The organism is Desulfofundulus thermobenzoicus (genome assembly GCF_009428905.1).
In the GTDB taxonomy this organism is placed as follows: domain Bacteria; phylum Bacillota; class Desulfotomaculia; order Desulfotomaculales; family Desulfovirgulaceae; genus Desulfofundulus_A; species Desulfofundulus_A thermobenzoicus.
The window spans coordinates 1-25,378 of the sequence record NZ_WHYR01000055.1 but is presented as its reverse complement, the minus strand read 5'-3'; the positions used below and the strand labels follow the sequence as shown (position 1 = coordinate 25,378).

The following is a 25,378-nucleotide window of genomic DNA, read 5'->3' as shown; positions in this document are numbered from 1 at the left end:
TGTCGGTGGAATGGGGCAGGGCCATGGCCGCGGCAAAGCGGTTCTGAAAGTCCGGTTCAATGGCCGTTTCCACAAACTCCACCTGCCGGGCAATCCAGGCCGCCTCTTCCCGCTTACCCACATCCAGCAGGGCCAGTTTGGCGCCGTCGCCGGCGGCGTTACCCACGGCCACCACGTCTTCCAGGGCGCAGTCCGGGAACATGCCGATGACCATGGCGCTTTCCCGGTCGATATAACTGCCGAAGGCCCCGGCCAGGGTCACGCTGTCCACTTTATCCACGCCCAATTTTTCCATCAGGTACCGGGCGCCCACATACAGGGCCGCCTTGGCCAGTTGCACCGCCCGCACGTCACCCTGGGTGAAGGTGATATCTTTACCGATGGAGGTTTCCTCGGCCCAGGCCACCACAAATTCCGGCTTGCCGTCTTCACCCTTTCTCACCCGGGGATGGTCAATTTTCATGTTAAAGCGGCCGCTCTTATTGATCACCCCGGAAAGGAAGAGCTGGGCCATAATATCGATGATGCCGGAACCGCAGATCCCCTTGGCCTCGGTTTTCTTAATTTCCGGGTACCACTGCTCCTGGCCGATAACCTTGTAGGTAACATCCAGGGTTTCGGGATTGATGCGTATTTTTTCAATGGCTCCCGGAGCAGCACGCATACCAAATTTAATCTGCGCCCCTTCCAGCGCCGGGCCGGTGGCACAGGAGGTACACAAAAGGCGCTTTTCATTGCCCAGGTCAATTTCCCCGTTGGTGCCGATGTCAATGACCAGGCGGATTTTTTCCTTTTCCCGGTAGGGTTCTTCAGCGATGAGCACGGCCACGTTGTCCGGACCCACAAATCCCGATTCCACCGGCAGGGTATGCACCATGGCCGCCCGGCAGATATTGATACCCAGGTCCCGGGCCTTGATGTTCCGGGAGGATTTGGTTCCCGGGGCAAAGGGGGAACGGCCCAGGAATTTGGGATCGATGCACAGGGCGATGTGCTGCATGGCCGTGTTGAAAACCAGGGTCATGTCGGCAATGTCGGCCGGTGAAAGGCCGATCTTTTCGGTCATGCGCTGGGCCAGGGTGTTCAACCCTTCCACGATGGCTTTATGCATTTTTTCCAGGCCGTCGTCATTCATCATGGAGTAGGTGATGCGGGAGAGCACATCTTCCCCGTAGCGCACCTGGGGGTTCATCATGGAGTCCACCACCAGCACCTCACCGCTGCGCAGGTCACACAGGTAGGCGGCCACGGTGGTGGTGCCGATATCCACAGCCAGGCCGATGAGGGTCTCCTTAAGGCCGGGTTCCACGCGGATGATTTCCCGGTTGTTCCACACGGTGACGGTTACTTTCCACTGCCCTTCCCGCACCACGCCGGGCAGGTCCCGCAGCACATAGTAGTCTATTTCCAGATCCGCAGGCAGGTCGTATTTCTCGTGCAGGGCCTCCCGCAGCCGTTCGTAGTCCCCCCGGTGGTCTTCCAGGGTGGCCGCTGCCATTTCCACGTAATACTTGCGCACGGCCGGGTCCAGTTTATAGTGGCGCTCCTTACCGGTTTCCAGCACCACCTGCTTGGCGCCCCGGCTCTCCTCAGGTACAAAGACCAGCACGTCGCCCAGCACTTCGCAGCAGCAGGCCAAGCGGTAATTGTCCGCCATCTCCGCCTCGGTCAGGAATTCCTTTTCTTCCTCCTGCAGGGCGGACAGGTGATTCATATAGGACTCAATGCCGAATTTTTCAAAAAAGCCTTCTTCAATCTTCACTTTACATTTACCGCATACCTTGACACCACCGCAAACACTCTCAATATCCACACCCAGTTCCCGGGCCGCCTCCAAAAGGGTTAATCCGTGTTCCACTTTTCCCCGCCGGCCGGAGGGCTGGAATATCACCTGATGTTGCACTTTTACTCTATCCTCCCCCACAACACTCTAGCTTCCTTTGCTGCCACATCTTCTAAAGCGAAGGGAACCACAGGGGGCCACCGGCTTTCAGTGGCCAAATAACCAATCCGTTTACATATCTCTTAAAGAGGCAATCATATCGATGGCTTCCTTCAGGGCGTTGCTGGCATCCTTGGCATAGCCGTCGGCGCCAAAGCGGTCGGCGATTTCATCGGTCACCGGGGCGCCGCCAATCATGATGCGTGCCTTGGGATTCTTCTCCTTGATGGCCTTGATAATGTCTTTCATGCCCACCATGGTGGTGGTCATCATGGCGGACAGGGCCACAATTTCCGAGTCGGTTTTCAGCTGCTCTTCCACAAATTTCTCCAGGGGTACGTCTTTCCCCAGGTCGTGCACCTCGAAGCCGGCCGCCTCAAACATGATCTTCACCAGGTTTTTACCGATGTCGTGTACGTCCCCCTGCACTACTCCCATAACCACCTGGCCTTTAACTTTATTACCATCCTTCTTTGACTGCATATGAGGGCGGAGTATTTCCAAACCGGCGTACATAGCATCGGCACACATGAGAAGCTCGGGGACGAAGTACTCCTGCTGCTCATACAGGTCGCCCGCCTTCTTCATTCCTTCCACCATACCATCAAAAACGGCTTTGTTTGCGTCCATGCCTTCATCCAATGCCTCCTGAGCCAGCTGGCGCACAGCGTCCTCATCATAATTCAGTACGGCCTCGGCCAACCTCTCCAGAATTTCCTTTTCCCTTTCCGGTGTCATTATCGCATACTCCTTTCATATTTTAATTAATTAAGGGGATAATATTTGCTCCACTACTAAACAATGCAGCAAATAACAACTATATCTAATACCAGTATTTTAATTTACTAATGTGAATACCTCCTCCGCCACCTTAATGGTTTCTTTTGCTATCAATTTTTCCTCGTCAGTGGGGATCACAATCACTTTTACGTCAGATGCAGGGGTTGAAATTATACCTTCTATACCTCTTTTTTCCAGATTTAAATGCTCATCCAATTCGATACCCAAACATTGTAACATTTTACAAACCCTGCTGCGGATAGTCGAAGAATTTTCACCAACACCTGCAGTAAATATAAGAACGTCTAATCCGCCCAGTACTGGAATAAAAGATCCAATTCCCTTGGCCACTCTGTAAATGAACATTTCCAAAGCCAATAAAGCTTTATCGGAGCCCTTTTCCGCCGCTTTTTCAAGATCCCTGAAATCGCTTGACAGACCGGATATTCCCAACACGCCGCTTCTTTCATTTAAAATCCTGGCAATCTCATCTAAACACGTTCCTTCTTTCTCCATCAAATATAGAACTACTGCCGGATCAATATCGCCGCAACGAGTACCCATCATTAAACCCGCCAGTGGAGTAAAACCCATAGTTGTATCAAGCGATTTTCCATTCTTAATAGCACACAAACTAGCACCATTACCTAAGTGACACGAAATAATTTTTAATTCCTCTATGTTCACATTCAAGATTTCTGCTGCTCTTTTAGCCACATATTTGTGAGAGATACCATGAAACCCATATTTACGAACTTTATATTTTTCATAGTACTCATATGGAATGGGATATATATATGCATAATCAGGAATGGTTTGGTGAAAATCAGTATCAAAAACAGCTACCTGCACTGCGTGCCTTAATATCCTCTGACAAACATTTATACCTAAAATATTATGGGGCATATGCAGCGGCGCAAGCTCTGCACATTCATTAAGTAACTTTAGCACTTTACCATCTATTGCAACAGGACGGTTAATTTTTTCTCCTCCGTGCACAATACGGTGCCCAACGGCACTAATTTCGCTAATATTTTTTATAGTACCATTAATTAATAAATCAATAATTATTTTTAATGCTTCCTCATGATTCGGAACAACACGTTCCTGCTCTAATATTGCACCTCCTCCAAACCTATGCTTAAGCTTTGATTTAAAACCACCTATTCGCTCAACAATTCCATCAGCCAATACCTTATCTGCACCATCATCAAAAATAGCATATTTTACAGAAGAGCTTCCGCAGTTTAATACCAGCACTTTCACTAGCATTCACTCCACATAACAAGTAGCACTCAAATAAGCTGATTTCAGATTTCCATACTATAACATATTAGGGATGGATAACATGCGGTCCCATAAAATTTTATACAAGAATTATCACATCAACCATTCCCATAGCCATCACTAAATGAGAATTTTACCCGCAATTGACCGCGAATCAGCAGGATGCTTTATCACCTAACAGTTTTTTAAACTCCCGGGTTAAAAGGGGCACCACTTCAAAGAGGTCCCCGACGATGCCGTAGTCGGCCACCTTGAAGATATTAGCTTCCGGGTCTTTGTTGATGGCCACAATCACCTTGGATGAACCCATGCCGGCCAGGTGCTGGATGGCCCCCGAAATGCCGCAGGCAATGTAGAGTACGGGGGAAACGGTTTTGCCCGTCTGCCCCACCTGCATGCTGTGGGGGGCGTAGCCGGCGTCCACCGCCGCCCGGGAGGCGCCCACCGCCGCTCCCAGCACGTCGGCCAATTCTTCCAGAATCTTAAAGTTTTCAGCTGATTTCATGCCCCGGCCGCCGGAGACGATGATGTCGGCTTCGGTGAGTTCGGGGCGGCTGCTAACCTGGCAGACCACTTCTTTGATGATTTGCCGGATGTCTTTCGGCCGGGCGTCCACCATGACCACTTCCGCCGCCCGGCCGGGCTGGGGCTGGGCCGCCGTGAGAACGTTGGGCCGGAAGGTGGCACAGATGGGCCGCGCCTCGGGACAGGCCGCCCGCACAAAGGCTTTGCCGGCGTATATGGGCCGGGTAAAGATTATCTGGCCGTCCTCCAGGTCCACACCGGTGCAGTCGGTGCACAGGCCCGTCCCCAGTCGCTGGGCCACCCGGGCGGCCAGATCCCGGCCCAAAACGGTGTAGCCCAGGAGGATGGCCATGGGCTGGTATTCTTCGGCCAGGCCGGCCAGCACCTGGCTGTAGCCGTCGTTGGTGTAGTTTTCCAGGGCGTCATTTTCCGCCACATATATTTTATCGGCGCCGTACTCCGCCAGGGTACCGGCCAGTCCGGCTACTTCTTTGCCAATCAATACGGCGCAGAGTTCTTCACCCAGCTGATCGGCCAGCCGGCGGCCGGCACCCAGTATTTCCAGGGATACTTTTTTCAGTTGACCATTCTTTTGTTCGGCGTATACCCAGATTCCTTTTGCCATTTTTTAACCCTCCCATGGTTAAAAAGTCGTTGGGCCGGGCCTAACCCGGCCCAAGGTAAAAGGGGAGAAAGGAGAAGAGGGGTTAGAAATATCAAAATGCCGTCCCGGGGCCGTACCACCCTCCCATCTCTCACTCCTAAGCCACCAGGCGCAGCTAGTGTTTTTGATTGCGCTTTAAATGATCCTGGCTTCTTCCCGCAGCGCCTTTACCAGGGCCGCCGCCGCTTCCGGCGGTTCGCCGGGGATGATTTTCCCGGCCGCCCGGGGGGAGGGTAAAAAGTAGCTCAGTGCCCGTACTTTCGGTGCCACCTGGCTTTCGTCCAGGCCCAAATCACGCAGGCCCAGTTTGTTCATGGGTTTTTTCTTGGCCTGCATAATCCCTTTCATGGATGGGTAGCGGGGTTCGTTCAGGCCCTTCTGGGCGGTGATCACCGCCGGCAGGGGCACTTCCACCACTTCGCTGCCCCCTTCTATTTCCCTGGTGGCCAGGGCCTTACCGTCGTTAACTTCCAGTTTGGTGACCATGTTGACCATGGGGAGGCCCAGGATTTCGGCCACCCGGCCGGCCACCTGGGCCGAGCCGTCGTCGATGGCCCGCCAACCGCATAGGATCAAGTCATATTCCATCCCGGCAACGGCCCTGGCCAGAATGGTGGCCGTTGTATATTCATCAATTTCTTCCAGTGCGGGATTGATCAGCACCGCCTTATCGACGCCCATGGCCAGAGCCTGGCGAAGGACGTCCTGGGCCTTTTCCTCGCCCATGCTGACAACGGTTACTTCTCCTTTGTTTTTTTCCTTGATACGTAGGGCTTCTTCCACGGCAAATTCGTCGTAGGGGTTCATGATCAGGCTGACCCCTTCTTTGTTAATCTTGCCCTGCACATCGAGGGTGATTTTGGCTTCGGTGTCAAAAGTCTGTTTAATCAACACAACTACTTTCATTTTTACCACCCCTGAAATGTTCACCCATCATAATTTGAGTGAGAATAAATAATGCCAGTTTAGAATAGCACAACACGGACATTTATCTTAAAAAACTTACATCACGCAAGGCTACCATCATTAACTTTCAAATATAGATTTCGAAAGTTATTTAGGCAGCCTTGCCTGATGTTGCACTGTTACATGCACTTGCAATATAACCACATCACTTCTATTAATAGCACTTTTAATAGCACTTTAACATATGAGCATACGTTATACCAAATTTTAAGATCAACGTAATTTACCCACCTAATAACATGCAACTATCTTTACATCTTACCAATTTCTATAATCCAATGATTTATATTTTTCCAACAAGCGCACGGGCAGTTTTAGAGCGTCTTTTCTAAATGGAGGAGCCAATTGAGAACCGTCTACTACAAACTCAAGCACGGTAGGTTTACGTGAAATGATCGCGTCTTCTATAGCACACCAAATATCATTTGGGTTCTCTATTCTTATGCCTTCAGCACCCATTGCCTTTGCCACGGGAATAAAACTTACAGGATTTGGTATATCTACGCCGTAGAAACGGCAGTTGTAGAAGTCCACCTGGTTTTTCTTTTCAGCAGCCCAAGCCATATTCCTAAATACGCATGCTATAACCGGCAGATTATGTTCAACGGCCGTACTCACTTCATGCAAGCTCATACCCCAAGCACCATCGCCCACAATAGCAAACACCGGAGCATCCGGTTTTCCAAGCTGAGCTCCAAGGGCAGCTGGATATGCAAAACCAGTATTACCGAAAGTCAGAGCTGCTATGTGCATGCCATCTCCCGTAAATTTAAGATAACTATTGGCTATAGATGCCACATTGCCGATATCCGTTGCAACGATAGCATTCTTTGGCAACACTTTGGCAATTTCCAGTAAGGCCCTGCGTGGGTTCATGGGGTTCCCATCCACCATAGCTTCACGCAATATTTCATCCTCCCAGTTTTTCCTGCGAGCCTTAATTTTGGCTAATCTTTCTTGATCAACAACTTTGTCGGGAATCTTAGCTTCAAGACGTTTCAGAATTTCAACACTGGCAGCCTTAGCGTCACCGATAATGCCTACCTCAATCGGGTGAGTCCTAGCTATGTGCCTGGGATTTATATCGATTTGGATTATTTTAGCTTCTTCAGGGAAATAATTTATGTCATATTGAGGGAGAGTACCGAACACTGACAACCTGGTTCCTATAGCAAGTATTACATCGGCCTCGGCTAAACTATACATTGCGGCTTTTGATCCCATGTAACCAATTGGTCCCACCCAAAGATCGTGGTCGGCAGGAAACGCATCATTATGCAAATAACTTGTGGCCACCGGTGCCGTCAGTTTTTCTGCAATTTTTGTCACTACCGTAACAGCTCCGGAATCAACTACACCCCTCCCGGATATAATAACAGGACATTTAGCCCCTACAAGGATTTCCACTGCATTGTCCAAAGACCCAGGATCACCATACCCCCGTTTGTCAACACGATACTGATGTGGCTGGAGGATGCGATCTTCACACTCACCGTAGAAATAATCACGCGGAATGTCATAAAGTACTGCTCCGCGTTCTGCATAAGCAATCCGGAATGCTGTTCGTAAACAATCAGCAGCTCTCTGCGGATGAGGAACACGTACTGTTGCTTTAGTAATAGCTTTAAAAACAGAAACTTGATCACATTCCTGGAAGCCGTCCCACCCAATGGTTGGAGTTCCAGCAGAAGGTGAAATAACAACTAGAGGAGTATGTGCCATGTTAGCAGCGGCCACAGATGTTACCATATTTGTTATTCCAGGTCCATTTTGCCCTACACATACTCCGCACCTACCAGTTACTCGAGTATATGCATCTTCCATATGTGCAGCAGTTTGTTCATGACGAACGGGTATGAATTTAATACCCGCCGTAGGGAAAAGGTCCAGCATATCCATAAAGGCTGAACCAACTATCCCAGTTACATGATCAACCCCTTCAGCCAGCAATGTTTCAACAATAGCTTCACTTGGCGTCATTTTAACTTTTACCACTACATTAACCCCCTCAACTAATATATGATTTTAAATCATTCAAGTATTATTTAACATCAATTCAAGCATACCAAATAACATGACAACACTACACAGCTAAGATTCTTCGCCGGTTAATTCCTCTAAAGACTTACCTTTAGTTTCGGGACCAACAGCAGCCGCCCATAGAACAAATATCCAGACCACAGCCGTTAACGATACTGCCAGACCGGTACCTATTTTCATCGACAGCATCCCGACTAACCAGGGAGCAAATGCACTCAACAATCGACCACTTTGGTTTGTTACTCCAACTGCAGTGCTACGCATCTTAGTTGGAAACAATTCAGGCAAATAAGTCATAATCCCACTATAGGTACCATATATACCGAAAATAGTCATTGATGACAGAATCCAAAACCACGCAAGGTTCGGAGCCCATAGCAAGCTCAGAGGCATGCATACGGCGGCAATCAAAGCCCAGGCAGCAAATGCAGATCGTCTACCCTTCCAATCAGCAAAAGGACCCCATAATAGGAAACCAAACGTACCTACAATATTAGTAACTAAAAACCAGGTCATACCTTTAGAAACTGAATAGCCTTTCTCAACCATAACATAAGCAGGAACCAATGTCAGGAAAGCCCATAAAGTTGTTAACTGGGCCATAGGTGCCGCCAAACCAATCAACCAATTTCTTCGCCATTTAGGGACTCTAAGAAAATCAGCAATATCAGATAGAACTCCACGCCCCTCTTCTTTTGCTTTGCGTCTCTTTTCAGCAACATCCTGGAAGCGTGCTGTTTCTTTAATAGTGAAATATACATAAGGTATGGCCATTAATAATCCACTCAAACCACCGATCAGATAAACAGACCTCCAACCCCAACGAGGAACAAATAACCAAACTATAAGAGCACCAATACAAGCCGCTATACCCCACATACACATCATCATGCTCGCACACTTTGATCTATGACGAGCAGGCCATGTTTCCGCAATAAGACTTGCCATCGGCGCCTGAGCACCAACAGCACCAAATCCAGTCACGGCACGAAATAAAGCCAGCCAACCCCAACTTGGAGCGATTGCACATAGTAATGTACCAATACTATAAACAAAAATGGCAAATATCAAAGATCCTTTTCTCCCAAGTAAATCACCTAACAGTCCCACAAACATACCACCTGTAATTTGGCCACCAATAAATATTGTTGCAATCAGACCAGCTATATCCTTTCCTATTGCGAATTCCTTCATAATCATAGCAAGCGTAAGCGAGAAAAGCATTGAATCAAGACCATCAAATAAATATGCAAATACAACAGCTGATAAAACCTTCCATTGATATGGTGTAATACGTTCACTTTCTGATTCGAACTTTTGAGGACTAAACTGACCAGTAGATGTATCAATACCCATTCATATCCCTCCTAACGAATTAAATAACAACTATCATGGTCACAGAGAAAAACTTTATAATCAATTATTCAATCTGTAATTACGTACAAACTCGAACATAGCCTTAACATTTGCAAATGGTGTATTTGGAGGTAAATCGCATGACGGCGCCACGACAAATCTCTCATGTCCCTCCATAATAGACATCAATTGCTTCAATATATCGACTACTTCATTCACATCACTCCGCTCTAGCCTTAAGACATCAACATTTCCCATAATACACTTTCTTGTCAAAACAGATCTCGCAAGGGCCATCGAAACCTTACTATCCACACTAAGAACATCCATATTTACCATTTCATTTAAAAGCCTTAAATGCTCCTTGCTTAAATTCCCGCAGATATGAACCAAAGTTGGTATCCCCTGTTTATGGTATAGTTCCAGACACTTGTCCATTGCCGGAACAGCAAATTTCTCTAACATCCGTGGAGATATCATATCGCCTGAGGCAGTAGGTTCAGGAAGATAAATTATATCCACTAACCCACCTTCAACAAAGGGACGATAATACTCCCACACCGCATTAATAGCCAATTCTATCACTGCCTTTGCCGCTGCCGGATCTTTTACCATTTTGCGAACAAAGTTCTCAACCCCGATAATCTGCCCAGCCAGTGTAAATGGTCCCCAAGTAAGTGGTGCAATGACATGAGTTTCCTTTAAGAACTTCCTTACTTGGGCAGCAATCACGGGGAATGCACACAAGACTGGATCTTCCCAGATCCTCTTAAGATTAATCCTGTCGCACTCCTTAATAAACTTATCAGTTTGTTCATAATCGCTATCGGGCAAATAGGGAGAAAATTCACCTACATAGATCAACTTAACTCCCCTAACTACTGCTGGAAGTACGTTATTATAGCCAGCTCCTATGTATACATTACCTTCCCCTAGTTGCTGGGCAATTTCAACGACAATTTTGCTCAATGCATTAGGTTCATTAATTAACGTTTCAGCCATATCCCTAAAATTAGTTCCACCTTGTTTTAACGTCCAGGCGCCACCTCCAATTAAGGATACTGTCCTGCGCTCAGATTTAACAGGCATCATCATGGTACTTAATAAGAGCTGTTTGCCCTCACTAAAACTATAGAAGGCATTATGGAAGTGATTCCACATTACATCTAATAATAGTTGCTTACTCACCCAACCATAGCACCTCCCTAATATTTACGTAATTACCTTTTTCTTTTAACGATTAAATCGTACAATGAGCTCATAACTTGTTATATATTCCAATAACCTCAGATTACAGTTGTAATTCAATCTCTCAAGTGAACCGAAAATGCCAAACATAAAACTCTGTTCAAAGTCTATACACCACGGTTACATCAAAGTCTCTTTTCGTCCACAACATATAGGGCCTAGCATTATCCGTCCCGCCATAAATGGTAACGAAAGATAACTTTGACGTGACCTTGGTCTAAGCACGCTTTTTAGCAAATCATCTACCAAAACTCTTTACCAACTATTGATATCTATGCCTTCGAAACAGTCTTCGCCCTTTTCCTCAGTTAAATCCCATAGTCAAATAGTTTATGCAGTGGCGGGAAGAGTATTTTAACAACTCCCCCACCACTTTTTGCCTTTATTCATTTATGCTTGATAATATTAATTCTGCTATATCCTTAACCGCCAACTTATCTTCAAGAGATTCAGCTTTGACTGCATCATCAAGCATTATCGCACATACGGGGCAAGCTACCGCCACAATATCTGCTCCACTATCCCTGATTTCTCTAATTCTTATTCGACTAGGCGCATTGTTGCCACCACTTAACAGATCTGTGTAGCTATTGGCACCACCGCCACCACAACAAAAAGATTTGTCGCGTTCTCTTGGTAGGCCAACCAGTTCTATGCCAGGTATTTTTTTCAAAACTTCTCGTGGAACATCATAATCATCATTGAAACGACCGAGGTAACAAGGATCATGGTAAGCAATTTTTGCTTTAATAGTGCTAACAGGTTTTAGTAAACCTCCATCAATAAGATCCTTCAAAATGGTAGTATAGTGAATAACTTCAAACTTTGCGCCGTACTCAGGATAGTCGTTTTTCATGGCATTGTAGGAGTGCGGCGAGAGGGTTACTACTTTTTTTACCCCATGTTCATTAAAAATTTCAATGTTTTTTTCCACCAGGTACTCATAGAGCCCAGACTCTCCAGATAGCTTAACCTCATGACCATCGGAGATTTCTTTTTCGCCAAGGATACCAAAGGATACACCCCCTTTCTGCAGCACCTTGACCACATATTTAGCCATCTTCTGACCAACAATATCAAACGAGCATTCGTCGCCAACATACAACAAGTATTCCTGGCCGGAATATTTTTCTACACCAGATCCTTCTGCCCACTCACCTCTTTTATCACCGGACACCCCATAAGGATTACCGTATTTCTGAATACTCTTCAGCGAATCTCTGAGTTTCGCCGGTGCAAAACCCATTTCGACAATTTCTTCCCGCATTGCCAAAAATGCTTCAAGGTTGTAATCCTTCCAGTCCTGTTGACAACAAACCCGGCACGCTCCGCACATAGAGCAGGAAAACATTATTTCCGCTATTCGCTGTGACATAGGTATCTTACCGGCAAGATAAGCCTCAATCATACCGGCTCTTCCCCTACTTGCGTATGTGTAAAAGCCGTATCTTTCATATGCTGGACAAGCCGGTAAATACTCCGGCGAAAAAATCGTACAGTTGAAACAGTCAAAGGAACAACGGTAAACATCTTCTTTTAGGTCATTAATCGTTTTTTTCACGATATCCTTATTCAAAGTAATTGCCATACTACATTCCCCACCTTCCCGGATTCATAATATTATTCGGGTCAAGCATTTTCTTGATACGGCGGAGTAGTTCTTTATATCCCGGATGTGCGGCACTAAGCATCATTTCAGCACCCCAAACCGGTGCCTTATACATTAATCCACCGTGTTCCATAATAACCTTTAACAATTCCTTACTCATTTCAAGCATACGCTGTATCTCATCCCAGTTACCGCTGTCGTATCCCCAACGGCAACGGAACATTCCCTGATGGCTGCCTTTAAGAAGTGTACATCTGGTTGAAGGTGGGACATTATATCTAATCATGATCGCATCTAGTTTTGGAAGTGCTATGGGCCATTGGGATGCCGGAGTGATTGAGCCTACCCAGGCACCACCGCCCCGTTTGAAATCAGAAAACTTAAACGAACGTGGGTTAGGAATATTACGGATAATCTCAGTTAAATCCGGGGAAGGCGGAACATCTTTATACGTTTTAAAGAGACCAGCTCGCTTTTGCTCATTTAAAAAATCATCGAGCATTTTTTTCTTTAGCTTTAATTCCTCTTCAGTGAACCCACATAAGCTCATATAGACGTACATAAGGGGTTCATCTTTTGGTCTCTCGGGCATAGGATGCTTGAATTTCTGGATATTGTGGAAGCTCCATGTTGCAGCACTAACGTCATGAGCGATATCTCTTTCCTGGAAGGGAATCATGCAGTTTATAATGGCCTCAGTATAGTCATCAAACCCAAAGCCGACAGACATTTGATAAGGGGGACGTTTAAAAATCGGGATACCCATTTTGGTAACTACGCCCGTCATGCCCTGCCAACCTACAAAAAGACCGATTATATCTGGAATCGGGTAGCGAGAATGCCAGTGTTCCGAAAAGGCGCATGAGCCACCCCTTGCCAATTCGCCTGTTGGCAAAACAACTTCCACCCCGTTTATTAAGTCTGACTGACATCCAATTTTCGAGGCAAAATGGCCAATACCGCAAAGCAGAAGGTTAGCTACCACTGATGATGCATTCGGTGGGGACATAGGCAACGGGAACCAGTAGCCCCTTAATCGTAATTCTCGTTCAAGCATGCCCATGGAAACACCTGGTTCCACAACTGCATAGTTGTCTTTTTCATTTATTTCAATAATTTTATTCATCCTGTGGAGGTCGAGTACAATTCCCCCTTCCAAAGGTATTGCAACCCCACCCATATTTGAACCGTAAACTATGGGTGTGACAGGTACTTTTTCCGCATTGGCCAGTTTTATGATTTCCTGCACTTGTTCTACAGTTTGTGGCATAACCACAAACTCTCCCCTACCGGCAGGGTGGGAAGGAGTAGATAATCCACCAATATCATACGAATATGGCACTAGTGTAGCTTCATCATCTGTCGCCCATTCATCACCTACAATGTCTTTTAAATCTTTTAAAACCACTTCATGCTTCAAGGTTAACCCTCCTTAATTATAATTATTTCACTTTAAATCAAACTATTTGTATCTATGCATGTTTTGGAAACAATTTTTTCTCGTAATTCCTCCCTTCAATTTTCCATGGTATTAGGAGCAAGTACCATGCCAGAAGCTTTCAGACACTTTCACCTGTGAGAATCATTACATTACATAATCCATGCTGCTTAATTATCATTTTACTCCTTGTGAAATATGTTACATTTTGAAACACTATAAATGCGCCACCGAGGGCGGTATAAGAATTTATGTAATATGTTAAAATATGATACACATTTTTCATTGTTACATCATGTTACATACTCTGGAGCTGTTAACTCCCTTTTTCGGTTTAAATCGTTCGGAATTTCCTTCTAATAGGGGAGATACCCGTTACTTGATCTGGCTGCTGGGAATTAGGCCGCCGCTAATGGCTCAGATTCTGACCACAATACCATATACAGGATATATAAAAAGTGTTGCGTCACCCTTTTGCGCCTCTAACCCCTTGGGGCGCAAGGGAGGGAGGGGTAAATTGCCTTTCAATGTCGAGTGAGTACCAGTTGCACAAGCTGCGTAAAAGATCCAACAGGCGCAGGCGCAATTCCACCGGTGTACTCCCGGGAGCGGAGGCCACCAGGGCAACACCGTCACCGGGCCGGCGGGCGGGAGCCAGGGTAACCATGGCCGGAGTGGGGATCCATTTAAAGGCCGGCCGGGCCTCTGAAGGATCCTTAACCTTTGCGGACGGCTCTGGGGAAGGCATTGGGACTTCCTTGCCTTCTTTCATGGACGGCGTCTTTGTATCGCTACCTTTCCCCCCACCTGCGGCCTCCGTGACGGCAGGAATGGATTCCCGCACCCTTTCCCGGGCATTTGCGGCTTCCCCTTTCCCAGATAAACGTACTGCACCGGAGGTGGCGGGCGCACTGTTTAAATCCGTGCTTTCCAAATCCACAAAGCACAGGGGCGGAAAAAGGACGCACCACCAGTTGGCCCCGGCCCCCCGGCCGATAACCACCCGCACCGCTTCATATTCGCCGGCGGGGAGGGTCAGGTCGGTGCTTTCCCCCGGATTGCCGGCCGCCGCCAAATGGTAGGTTTTAGCCGGAAACTGGTAGTGTCCCAGGTAAACGGCCACGGGATAATCCCTGCCGGCGGCCCGGATTTCCCCTTCAGCCAGCTGCCGCATATAACCCAGATTGGCCCGGACGATTTCCCTGGCCTGATCAATGCTGGCGGCCTCTTTAAAAAGGGGCGTCATGGCCCGGACAATGGCATCCCGTACCCGGTATTTCAGCGCTTGATCTTCTGCCGAGTCACTGTTGGCAATTACGTGAAAGCGAATCAGCTGTTGGGGGCGGTAAGGATTGACAGCCGCCGCCCGGTTCCAGCCCCAGCCGGCCAGCAGAACGGCTGCCAGCAGGACTGCAACTGTTATTCCCCAACCAATCCGCCATTTTCCACTCATAACAACCCGTTCCTCCGCCACTGACATATACTGCGAAAATATGCGTTCTACTTCTAGTGTTGCCCTTATTTCGACGGCTTAAACAAAAGGAAACGGGAACGGGCGAAAACCAATTAAAAACTTTCTTTGAGTGCCTGGCCATGCCTGCACCGGTTTTAATGAACAGCTACCATAAACGGCCTACCGGTTGCAGAAAACAAAATTGCCGGCTTCCTCCAGGAAACCGGCTTATGGTTCTTGGGTTTTGAGCCATACGAGGGGGTTGGGGAAAAAGCGCAATTGCAGTTACAGGTACTTGCGCATGTGGTTTAAGGCCGCCTTTTCCAGCCGGGATACCTGAGCCTGGGAAATGCCGATCTCCTCGGCCACTTCCATTTGTGTTTTTCCTTCGTAAAAGCGCAGGGTCAGGATCAGCTTTTCCCGTTCGGAAAGCCGGCGCAACGCGTCCCGGATGGCAATGTCCTCCAGCCAGTTTTGATCGTGGTTTTTTTCATCGCTAATCTGATCCATGACGAAAATGGGGTCGCCGCCGTCATGGTAGATGGGTTCAAAAAGGGAAATGGGCTCCTGGATGGCGTCCAGGGCGAAGACAATCTCCTCCCGGGGCATTTTCAACTCACTGGCAATTTCATTGATGGACGGTTCCCGGGACAACCTGTTCACCAGGCTGTCCCGTACCTGTAAGGCCTTATAGGCCACGTCCCTTAAGGAGCGGCTCACCCTGATGGGATTGTTGTCCCGCAGGTAACGGCGGATTTCACCGATGATCATGGGGACGGCGTACGTGGAAAATTTGACGTTCTGGGAGAGGTCGAAGTTATCGATGGCCTTCATCAGTCCGATGCAACCAACCTGGAAGAGATCGTCCACATATTCCCCCCGGTTGGTAAAGCGCTGGATTACACTTAAAACCAGGCGGAGGTTACCGTAAATCAACCGGCTGCGGGCTTCCGGATCTCCCTTGTGCATGGCTTCGAACAACTGGCGCATCTGGCTTCCGGTAAGAACCGGAAGCTTGGATGTATTCACACCGCAGATCTCCACCTTGTTTACGAGCATGGAAGACCGGCCACCTCTTTCCAGTATTTTTTATTGATTGCAGTCTCATTATTGCCCCGGCCCATGCCCTTTATACATTTGCCGCCCGCTGTTAAAAAGCCGCCCCGGCGAACAAAAATACCCTGCCTGCTAAAGACAGGAGTTTTACCAGCCGATATAGCGCCGGAATTATTCCATGCGGTGAATCTCCTTTTTGAGCCTCTTGATTATCCTTTTTTCCAGCCTGGAGATGTAGGACTGGGATATGCCCAGCATATCGGCCACTTCTTTCTGTGTTTTTTCCACCCCGCTTTTCAGCCCGAAGCGCAGTTCCATAATCTGGCGCTCCCGGCCGCTCAGTTTGTTTAACGCCATGTAGAGTAGCTTTTTATCCACTTCTTCCTCTATATATTTATAAATAATATCATTATCCGTCCCCAGAACGTCGGAAAGCAATAATTCATTGCCGTCCCAGTCGATGTTCAGGGGCTCGTCAAAGGACACCTCGGCCCGGGTTTTGTTGTTCCGGCGCAGGTACATGAGAATTTCGTTTTCAATGCACCGGGAGGCATAGGTGGCCAGCTTGATTTTTTTGGCCGGGTCAAAGGTGTTCACTGCTTTAATCAACCCGATGGTGCCGATGGATACCAGGTCCTCAATACCCACGCCGGTATTTTCAAACTTGCGGGCAATGTAAACCACCAGGCGGAGATTGCGTTCAATGAGCACCGTCCGCACGGCAATATCGCCGGCTTCCAGCTTATTAATCAAAAATGATTCCTCATCATTGGACAGGGGTGGGGGCAACGCCTCACTGCTGCCCACATAATGTATCTCCCGCTGGCAGCCCAACCACGTCATCAGCCGGAGCACCAGCAGACGCCAATGCCACTTGAACCGGACAACCCTGGGTAGACTCATGCTTTCACCTCTTAAACCATATTTCAGGCGCTCATCAAATCCGGTGGAATGAGCGCTTGATAACCGCCATGGTGGTCCAGCGGACGCCGGTATATACCCACCACCACCCGGTTGTACGCCTTACGATGGTTGTGGTCTTTAACTTCCACCCGATCGGGACGGATGCCAACCAGGAGGCCCCGTTCCCGTCCCAGGGAACGGAAAGGGATCAGGCGAAAGCGGGGAGCCAGACTGGTGGCGGACAGGGCAGCCAGCAAATCCGAGGAATCCAACCCGCCTTCCTGTTCAAAAAGTTCCCGCACCCCGGCGGGCAAGGCTTCCTTCAGGGCGTTATATTCCATTACCACCACTGGATGACCGGTGAGGGGATCCCGCAGGCTGTTGCCGGTATCCACCAGCGCCCGGGCCTCCACCCGACGGCCGTTCAACTCCACCACCAGGGTTACCCGCAGGCAACTCTGATGCAATCGGGTACGCACCAGCCAGGCCATGGCGCGGCCACCCCCCAGCAGGGCCAGCAGGGCCAAAAACAAACCAGGCCAGTAGTAATAACGATCAATGACGGTGAAAGGATGGCCAACCCCATGGATGTAGCCCGGGGCGGCGGAAAGAAAATAAACAAACCCCAGCCACATACCCCCCAGGGCAAAAGAAGCCAGGAAGAAAAAACAATAACAGGCTAAAAAGCGCCTTGCCGGCAGGGGGCCAAAGGCCATCAGGATCGTTACCAGCGAAAAAACAACTTTGACCGGTAAACTAAAGAGCAGATGAAAACCCGGCATAAACCACAGCAGGGAGTAAATGCTGCCCAGGGCCGCCGCCAGCAGCAGGCGCCCCCGGGCGGCCGCCACCTGTCCCAAACGCCCGGCCGTGCGCAACAGCACATAATTCAAAAGCAGGTTACCCGCCAGAACCTGGTCCACATAAACCACATGCACGGCAAAAGCCCCTCCCGCCGGGACAGGTAATCCTCACTACCACCATATGGCCGCACTGTTATATCTATGACATGTTTACAAATGTATGGGCAAAAAACAGCCTGGCCATATTATACACTGCCAGACCGGTAAAATCTGTCACTGTTTGGGCGGCTGCTCACTCTTTTTTCCTTCACCCGTCAACAAAAGCACCAAATAAAAAAGAAGCCATGCCCCCCATCCGGCCGGCTTCTTTGCCCGGGCAATTCATTTCAGTTTAGTTGCGGCGGCGTAAAAAGGCGGGGATATCCAGATCGTCGTGGCTGGTAAATGGTTTGATCTCCATTTCTCCTTTAGGCCGGTCCTTTTTCACCACTTTTTGGTCGAATCCGGTGGCAATAACTGTCACCCGCACCTCGTCTTCCATATGTTCTTCTATAACCGCCCCAAAAATGATGTTGGCCTCCGGGTCCGCCGCCTGGAAGATAATCTCCGCCGCCTCGTTCACCTCGTATAGCCCCAGGGAAGTGCCGCCGGTAATATTGAGCAACACCCCCCTGGCCCCTTCAATGGACGTTTCCAACAGGGGGCTGGAAATGGCCATCCGGGCGGCCTCGGCGGCCCTGTTTTCTCCGCTGGCCATGCCGATGCCCATCAAGGCGGAGCCGGTTTCTTTCATAATAGTTTTGACATCGGCAAAATCCAGGTTAATCAGCCCCGGTACGGCAATAAGGTCCGAAATACCCTGGACGCCCTGGCGCAAAATATCATCGGCTATACGAAAGGCCTCCATGATCGAAGTATGCTTGTCCGTTACCTGCAGCAGACGGTCGTTGGGAATGGTGATCAGCGTATCCACCTTGCCCTTGAGGTTCTGGATGCCCATTTCGGCCTGGGTGGCCCGCTTGCGCCCCTCGAAGGTAAAGGGCTTGGTGACCACTCCCACGGTCAGGGCCCCCAACTCCTTGGCCACTTCGGCCACCACGGGAGCCGCCCCCGTGCCGGTGCCGCCGCCCATGCCGGCGGTGACAAAAACCATATCCGCTCCCTTTAACGCCTGGATAATTTCGTCCCGACTCTCTTCGGCGGCCTTTTGACCAATTTCCGGATTGGCCCCCGCCCCCAGCCCTTTGGTCAACTTGGCCCCGATTTGAATCTTGTGATTGGTCTGGGAGAGTTGCAGGGCCTGGGCATCCGTGTTGACGGCGATAAATTCCACCCCCTTCAAACCGGCGACAATCATCCGGTTGACGGCATTGTTACCGCCACCTCCCACTCCAATCACCTTGATGCTGGCAAATTGATTCATTTCCACTTCAAAATCTAACATGCCCATCCCCCTTCGCGGTTTCTAAAGAAGCGAAAACAAAAGTGGTCGGCACCGGTCAGTGAGGGTATTTCCGGCGCAGATGGGACAAAAAATCCAGTACGCTTTTGGCTCCCGACGGGGAACCTCCCGCAGCCACGGCCAGCCCCCGATTTTCCTGACCGGCCGGCTTCCCGGCCACAGATCTGGCCAGCCCCCACGCCGCCAGGCAGTCGGGCCGCCCGGGATCCCCCTCTTCCAACGCCACCGGCCGCACGGGAAGATTCCACATACGGGCCGCCAGATCCGGCAGTCCCTTTAAACGGGCGCCGCCGCCGGTTAACACCGCCCCGGCCGGCAGGGACAGCCCGGGTTTGAGACGGTTGATGGTCTGTTTTACCAGGTCCAGAATTTCCTGCACCCGTGATGTGATTATTTGCTGCACCCTGGTCACGGGCACCGGGCGTGAATGCCTTCCGGCCGTGTCGGGTAGCTCCACATAATCATCCTTCTCCCCGGGAAGCAAACCCAATTCCCGCTTCACTTCCTCGGCCGCTTCCAGAGTGGTTCTCACTCCAATAGCCACATCGCTGGTAATATGCTCTCCCCCCACCGGTATTACCGCCATATCCACCAGCGCCCCCCGGTTGAAAACGGCTATTGCCGTAGTGCCGCCGCCCAGATCCACCAGGGCCGTCCCCAGTTCCCTTTCCACTGTTCTTAAAATCTCCGGGGCAACCACCAGGGGGTTCACCCTGATCCCGGCCACCCGCAGGCCGGCCAGTTGGACGCTCTCCAGCAACTGGTCAACCAGCTGGCTGTCCACAGTTAATATCCGCGCCTCCACACCCAGGGTGGACGCCGCCCGTCCCACCCCTTGGTCGTCAGCAGGAATACCATCTACAAAAAATCCTCCCGGAATGACCTGTAAAACCCGGCGGCCCTGTGTTACGTCCACCCGGTGCAGGCGGCCCATCAGTCTGGTGACATGATCGCCAGTAATAACACACCCGTGTTCAATGGAAATATCGGCCCACCGGGTCAGGACATTTATACTGTATCCGGAAAAACCGGCCCATACGGTGGTAATTTTTACCCCGGCGGCTTCCTCGGCCATCTCCACCGCCCGCCGGATGGACCGGGCCACTCCTTCCCCGTCAACGACAATACCCTTGCGCATGCCCAGGGAAGCACACCAGCCCGTCCCGGCCGGCCGCGCAGACTCTCCTTCCGTCAAGACCGCAACCACTATATTGGACGTCCCGATATCCAGCCCGGCGGCAAAATGCTTTCCCTTACCGGTCAACCCGGGGCACCCCCTGTGCATGGTTTACCAAACAGGTTTACTAAAAATGTAAATACAGCATAATAGAATTTCAACACCGGGCGGTTTTTTTCCTTTTTTACCAGACTTATTTTTTTAACAAATGGCGGCGGATAATGGCCAGGTTTTGAAACAGGCGCACACCGAAGGCCACCACGGCGGCCAGATAAAGATCTATCCCCAACCGTTCACCGATAAAGGCCAGACCGGCCGCCAGAAGGGCATTGCTGAAGAATCCGGTGATAAAAATGCTATTATCAAAATGATCTTCCATGGCTGCCCGGATACCGCCGAAAACCGAGTCCAGGGCGGCCAGAGCGGCCACCGACAGGTATTTGGCATAGGCCTGGGGTAAAACTAACGGTATATTCAATCCCAGCAGCACCCCCAGCCCCAAACCCAGTACGGCCAGCCAGATACCAACCCACATTCATATATCATCCTTTCAGCACAGGTTTCGCGTAACGGAATTCCATCTTCCCCCCGTATCCGGGGATAATCAGCCGGTCGTGGGTCTGAATCTTGATTTGCACCCCCAGATCCCGCAGATATTCCACCAGGCCGCCGGGAATCTCCAGGGCGCTGCGCAGATCCTCGGGCTTGCCGATGGCCAGAATATGATAAGGGGGCGCCACCCGGCTTAAATTGACGTTGATGAAAGGCGCAGCCAGACGGATTTCGCTGTTGGCCACAATACGCTGCCCGTTGATGGAAAGGGCTTCCGCCCCGGCCCCCCGTAGCTCGTTGACCACCCGCAACAGGTCCTCGTCCCGGATGACATAAAGACTGACCGGCGTGCCGCCCTCCCGCTGCTGGGGCGGGTTGTCCATGGTTACCTCCACACCCGGCCCGGTCACGGCCACCAGACCGGCCAGCAACCTGGCTTTATCCATCTCATCCTTTATGGCCCGGGCCGCCTCCTGCTGACCCTTGTTAGCCTGCTCCAATTTGGACTGCAGATCGGCTGCTTCCACCTGCAGCTTGGCCCGGTCCCTTTCCAGTTGACGCAACTCCAGGGCCAGTTCCTGTGCCCGGCCTGCCGGTATACCCTGCTCGATGTGCCTGGTCACCCGGAACTGAAAGGTGACTAAAAGGCCCAGCACCAGGGCCACCAGTCCCAGGGAAAGATAGGTGGCTTTTTGCATCAACCCTTTTCCCCTCCTTCTTTGACCGGACGGGCATAATCAAAGCGTACCCCCGGGGTATAGGCCGGCACCGTTACCTGGGCCACCTTTTTCACACCAACCTGGATACCCCAGAATTGCAGCTGTTCCACCACACCGCCCCTCATCTGCAGGGCATTGATCATGGTATCGGGATTGCCAATGGCCGAAATGACAAAGGGGGGTGTCAGCCGCTGGTTATGGTTGGTTAGTATGGTGGGTCCGATACAGCGGATTTCACTGGTGGCCAGCATCCGCTGTCCGTTGATGGACATGGCCTCGGCCCCGGCCGCTTTCAACTCATTGATAATTTTCAATACATCTTCATCATGCAACACATATAAATTGGGGTTTTCCCCCGGTTTAACCTCCACGTTGCTATCGTTTAAAGTCACCTCCACCCCCGGACCGGTCACCTCCACCAGCCCGGCCTGGACACGCACCCGGTTAAGCTCCTCTTTCATCGACTCCAGGTTTGGCCCGGCCGCAGCCCGGTCCAGCTGATCACGCAGGTCCCTGACCTGTTTCTGCAGCGTATCCCGTTCCTCCCGTAACGCATTGACCTGAGCGGCCAGGGATTGGGTTTGTTTTACCGGCGGGGTTTCTTGAATATCCCTGGTCAGCCGGAACTGCACGGCCAGCAAAAGACCCATAATCACACCCACCACCATCAGCGCCAGATAAAAGCCCCGGATCCTCACCTTCATGCCCCCTACTGCTGGTACTTGACCACCGGCACACCGCTCAGGTCCACATACTCCACGGGCCGGTCTTGCTTTTTCACCTGATCCAGCACCTGTATCAACATGGAAATCTTGGCCGGCAAATTATCTCCCGTGCCCAGACGGCATTCTATCCCTCCCAGGGTATATAAGACCACCAGCCCCTCCCGGCTGACGTGCACCTCGGAAAGATTTGGCAGCAATGATGCGGGAAGCTGCTGAACAACCTTAAGAGCGATGGTTAGCCGTTCATCCTTAACCACCTGTCCCGGAACGGCTTCTCCCGGATCAAGGCCGGTGATCACCGGTAAGCTGCCGTCTACACTGCTTTCCTGCAGGCAAACCCCTTCCCCGTCTACCTGTACGAAGCCATTCCCCGCGGGTATGAGGGCCACCGGTTGTCTCTCTTCCACCTGAATAACCACCCGGGAAGGAAGTTGCCGGTAAAGGCGCACATCTTTAATCAACGGGAGGGTACGCAGGCGCCCCGCAGCTTCTTTCAGTTTAACCTTAAAAATATTTGTCCCCGTGGTAATGCCGGACAGGTTAATAAGCTTATCCGCCGGCAGGGAGTGATTTCCGGAAACAGTAATCTCATGAATTTCAAAAATGGGGGAACCCAGGAGAATAAAAGCCGTCAACAAAATCAAAAACACAAATAAAATGCTTTCTCCCGGATTAAACCGTCCGGGGCGCGGTTTAACCAACCTGACCACTCCTAAATATTTTGTCCCCGACGGGCCGGCTATGATGCTCTGGGAACTAAATAACCCTTTATTTCCGCTACCGGATTATCATACCAAAATATTATAGCAAACCAAAATCCTTGTCCACCCACAAACCAAAAAAGAGCCACATTAATTGTGCACTCTCATGATTCTGGCGCCCAGGGCGTCATATTTTTGTTCCAATCTCTCATACCCCCGGTCGATATGCTCCACGCCCTCCACAATGGTTCCGTTTTCCGCGGCCAACCCGGCCAGTACCAGCGCCGCTCCGGCCCGCAGGTCCGTGGCTTCCACCGGAGCGCCGGTAAACCTTTCCACCCCCCTGACAATGGCCGTCTGCCCCTCCACTTTAATTTCGGCACCCATCCGCCGCAGTTCACTGACATGCTTGTAACGGTTTTCAAAAATGGTTTCCGTGATCACCGATGTGCCTTCGGCCAGAGCCAGCAGGGCCATCATCTGGGGTTGCATGTCGGTGGGAAAGCCTGGATAGGGCAGGGTTTTTATGTCCACCGCCCGGGGCCGCCCGCGGGCATAAACCCGCACCTGATCATCTCCCACCTCCACGCCCACTTCCATTTCCCTCAGTTTGGCCAGCACGGGTTCAAAGTGTTCGGGGATCACATTGGTAATCGTCACGTCACCGCCGGTAATAGCCGCCGCCACCAGATGGGTGCCCGCTTCGATGCGGTCTGGAATAACCGTGTGTTCCGCCGAATCCAGGTGCTTCACCCCTTCAATGCGGATAACGTCCGTTCCGGCCCCCTTTATCCTGGCACCCATGCGGTTTAAAAAATTTTGCAGGTCCACAATTTCCGGCTCCCGGGCCGCATTCCGGATGATGGTGGTGCCTTTGGCCAGGACGGCGGCCATCATGATGTTTTCCGTAGCCCCCACGCTGGGCAGATCCAGGTGGATTTCCGCACCGGTCAACTGACTGGCTTCCACGTTGATATAACCGAATTTTTCCTCTATACACGCTCCCAGGGCTTTTAAGCCCTTGAGATGTAGATTCATGGGCCGGGAACCGATGTTACATCCACCGGGGTATGAAATGCGCACCCGGCCAAACCGGCCCAGCAGGGCACCCAGCACCAGATTGGACGCCCGCATGCGGCGCATCAGATTTTCTCCCACCTCCAGACATTGTATATTGGTGGCGTCAATCCGGATGGTGTAACCTTCCCGGTGAACCCGCGCCCCCAGGTATTCCAGCACATGGCACATGGTGGCCACATCCTGCAGTACCGGCACTTCATGGATGATATTGGGCGCTCCGTGAAGCAAACTGGCGGCTAATATGGGCAGGGTGGCGTTCTTGCTGCCGCTCACCCGGAGCGTGCCCCGCAGGGGATTACCGCCCACGATCATAAACCTGGTCAATGGTATCACCTCTCGACTCAATCCTCGCCGAGAACCTGTATTTCCAGGGTGAGAAGAAGCCCGAAACGTTCATATACCAGCTGTCGCACCCGGCGGATCAGGCCTTCCACATCCCGGGCCGTGGCCCGGCCCAGGTTGACGATAAAATTGGCGTGCACATCGGAAACCCGGGCGTCACCCTGCTGCAAACCCTTGCCGCCGGCCTGTTCAATCAACCAGCCGGCGGCTTTGCCGGGAGGGTTTTTAAATACACTGCCGGCGCTGGGATGGGCCAGGGGCTGGGTGGCCCGGCGCAGGGCCAGCTTTTCGACCATACCGGCGCGGATCAGGGCGGGGTCCCGGGCCACTCCTTCGCAGACCACCTCCACCACCACCAGGGAGCTGTGCTGCAGGTTGCTGGTGCGGTAACCAAAACCCAGAGCCGAGGCAGGCAGCCGGGACAGGTTTCCACCGGTGTCCATAACCGTAATCTCCCGTACCAGGCCGTCCATGGCCGCTCCTGAAGCCCCGGCATTCATCACCACGGCTCCCCCCACCGTCCCGGGAATACCGGCTGTGAATTCCAGCC

Annotated in this window: 22 protein-coding genes; all 22 read right to left on the bottom strand. The window is 50.8% G+C overall.

Annotation, left to right across the window (positions count from 1 at the left end):
• Nucleotides 1–1,903: ASKHA domain-containing protein (locus tag GFC01_RS15340; RefSeq protein WP_341474034.1), on the bottom strand; the 1,903-nt coding region annotated here is incomplete at its 3' end.
• Between the two features lie 111 nt (nt 1,904–2,014).
• Nucleotides 2,015–2,680, bottom strand: a complete 666-nt coding sequence (locus GFC01_RS15335) for a corrinoid protein (RefSeq protein WP_152948043.1) — start codon at nt 2,678–2,680, stop codon at nt 2,015–2,017.
• 99 nt (nt 2,681–2,779) lie between these two features.
• Complete coding sequence (locus GFC01_RS15330) at nt 2,780–3,988, bottom strand: acetate/propionate family kinase (protein WP_341474033.1); 1,209 nt, start codon at nt 3,986–3,988, stop codon at nt 2,780–2,782.
• Between the two features lie 175 nt (nt 3,989–4,163).
• A complete protein-coding gene (locus tag GFC01_RS15325) occupies nt 4,164–5,159 on the bottom strand; it encodes an electron transfer flavoprotein subunit alpha/FixB family protein (protein WP_152948041.1) in 996 nt (331 codons plus the stop codon).
• A gap of 174 nt (nt 5,160–5,333) precedes the next feature.
• Nucleotides 5,334–6,104: an electron transfer flavoprotein subunit beta/FixA family protein gene (locus GFC01_RS15320; RefSeq protein ID WP_152948040.1), complete on the bottom strand. Its 771-nt coding sequence runs from the start codon at nt 6,102–6,104 to the stop codon at nt 5,334–5,336.
• A gap of 318 nt (nt 6,105–6,422) precedes the next feature.
• A complete protein-coding gene (gene xsc, locus GFC01_RS15315) occupies nt 6,423–8,159 on the bottom strand; it encodes a sulfoacetaldehyde acetyltransferase (protein ID WP_341474032.1) in 1,737 nt (578 codons plus the stop codon).
• Nucleotides 8,160–8,255: 96 nt separating this feature from the next.
• Nucleotides 8,256–9,560, bottom strand: a complete 1,305-nt coding sequence (locus tag GFC01_RS15310; protein WP_152948039.1) for an MFS transporter — start codon at nt 9,558–9,560, stop codon at nt 8,256–8,258.
• Between the two features lie 60 nt (nt 9,561–9,620).
• Nucleotides 9,621–10,748: a uroporphyrinogen decarboxylase family protein gene (locus tag GFC01_RS15305; protein WP_152948038.1), complete on the bottom strand. Its 1,128-nt coding sequence runs from the start codon at nt 10,746–10,748 to the stop codon at nt 9,621–9,623.
• A gap of 442 nt (nt 10,749–11,190) precedes the next feature.
• Nucleotides 11,191–12,396, bottom strand: coding sequence for a (Fe-S)-binding protein (locus tag GFC01_RS15300; protein ID WP_152948037.1), 1,206 nt, complete (start codon nt 12,394–12,396; stop codon nt 11,191–11,193).
• Nucleotide 12,397: 1 nt separating this feature from the next.
• A complete protein-coding gene (locus GFC01_RS15295) occupies nt 12,398–13,837 on the bottom strand; it encodes an FAD-binding oxidoreductase (protein ID WP_152948036.1) in 1,440 nt (479 codons plus the stop codon).
• A 484-nt stretch (nt 13,838–14,321) separates the two neighbouring features.
• On the bottom strand, nt 14,322–15,308 hold the full coding sequence (gene spoIIR, locus GFC01_RS15290) for a stage II sporulation protein R (protein WP_152948035.1): 987 nt from the start codon (nt 15,306–15,308) through the stop codon (nt 14,322–14,324).
• A 285-nt stretch (nt 15,309–15,593) separates the two neighbouring features.
• Nucleotides 15,594–16,367, bottom strand: a complete 774-nt coding sequence (sigG, locus tag GFC01_RS15285) for an RNA polymerase sporulation sigma factor SigG (protein ID WP_152948034.1) — start codon at nt 16,365–16,367, stop codon at nt 15,594–15,596.
• Nucleotides 16,368–16,535: 168 nt separating this feature from the next.
• Nucleotides 16,536–17,267, bottom strand: a complete 732-nt coding sequence (gene sigE, locus GFC01_RS15280; protein ID WP_152948033.1) for an RNA polymerase sporulation sigma factor SigE — start codon at nt 17,265–17,267, stop codon at nt 16,536–16,538.
• Nucleotides 17,268–17,290: 23 nt separating this feature from the next.
• The gene (locus tag GFC01_RS15275; protein WP_152948032.1) at nt 17,291–18,205 is read right to left on the bottom strand and encodes a sigma-E processing peptidase SpoIIGA; all 915 of its coding nucleotides are present in this window, start codon (nt 18,203–18,205) and stop codon (nt 17,291–17,293) included.
• A 256-nt stretch (nt 18,206–18,461) separates the two neighbouring features.
• Nucleotides 18,462–19,514: a cell division protein FtsZ gene (gene ftsZ, locus GFC01_RS15270; RefSeq protein WP_152948031.1), complete on the bottom strand. Its 1,053-nt coding sequence runs from the start codon at nt 19,512–19,514 to the stop codon at nt 18,462–18,464.
• A gap of 55 nt (nt 19,515–19,569) precedes the next feature.
• Nucleotides 19,570–20,796 carry a cell division protein FtsA gene (gene ftsA / locus GFC01_RS15265; RefSeq protein ID WP_194174980.1) on the bottom strand — a complete coding sequence of 409 codons (1,227 nt, stop codon included), beginning with the start codon at nt 20,794–20,796 and terminating at the stop codon, nt 19,570–19,572.
• Between the two features lie 106 nt (nt 20,797–20,902).
• Nucleotides 20,903–21,244, bottom strand: a complete 342-nt coding sequence (locus GFC01_RS15260) for a small basic family protein (RefSeq protein ID WP_152948029.1) — start codon at nt 21,242–21,244, stop codon at nt 20,903–20,905.
• Between the two features lie 7 nt (nt 21,245–21,251).
• Nucleotides 21,252–21,959, bottom strand: a complete 708-nt coding sequence (locus tag GFC01_RS15255) for a DUF881 domain-containing protein (RefSeq protein ID WP_152948044.1) — start codon at nt 21,957–21,959, stop codon at nt 21,252–21,254.
• Nucleotides 21,959–22,684, bottom strand: a complete 726-nt coding sequence (locus tag GFC01_RS15250; protein WP_152948028.1) for a DUF881 domain-containing protein — start codon at nt 22,682–22,684, stop codon at nt 21,959–21,961. The genes GFC01_RS15255 and GFC01_RS15250 overlap by 1 nt, the downstream gene beginning before the upstream one ends.
• A gap of 5 nt (nt 22,685–22,689) precedes the next feature.
• Nucleotides 22,690–23,406 (bottom strand): cell division protein FtsQ/DivIB, encoded by a 717-nt coding sequence (locus GFC01_RS15245; RefSeq protein WP_152948027.1) that lies wholly within the window; start codon nt 23,404–23,406, stop codon nt 22,690–22,692.
• Nucleotides 23,407–23,556: 150 nt separating this feature from the next.
• Entirely contained in the window at nt 23,557–24,810 is a 1,254-nt protein-coding gene (murA, locus tag GFC01_RS15240; RefSeq protein ID WP_152948026.1) for a UDP-N-acetylglucosamine 1-carboxyvinyltransferase, read from the bottom strand.
• A gap of 17 nt (nt 24,811–24,827) precedes the next feature.
• The coding region (gene murB / locus GFC01_RS15235) for a UDP-N-acetylmuramate dehydrogenase (RefSeq protein ID WP_152948025.1) at nt 24,828–25,378 on the bottom strand (551 nt) is incomplete at its 5' end.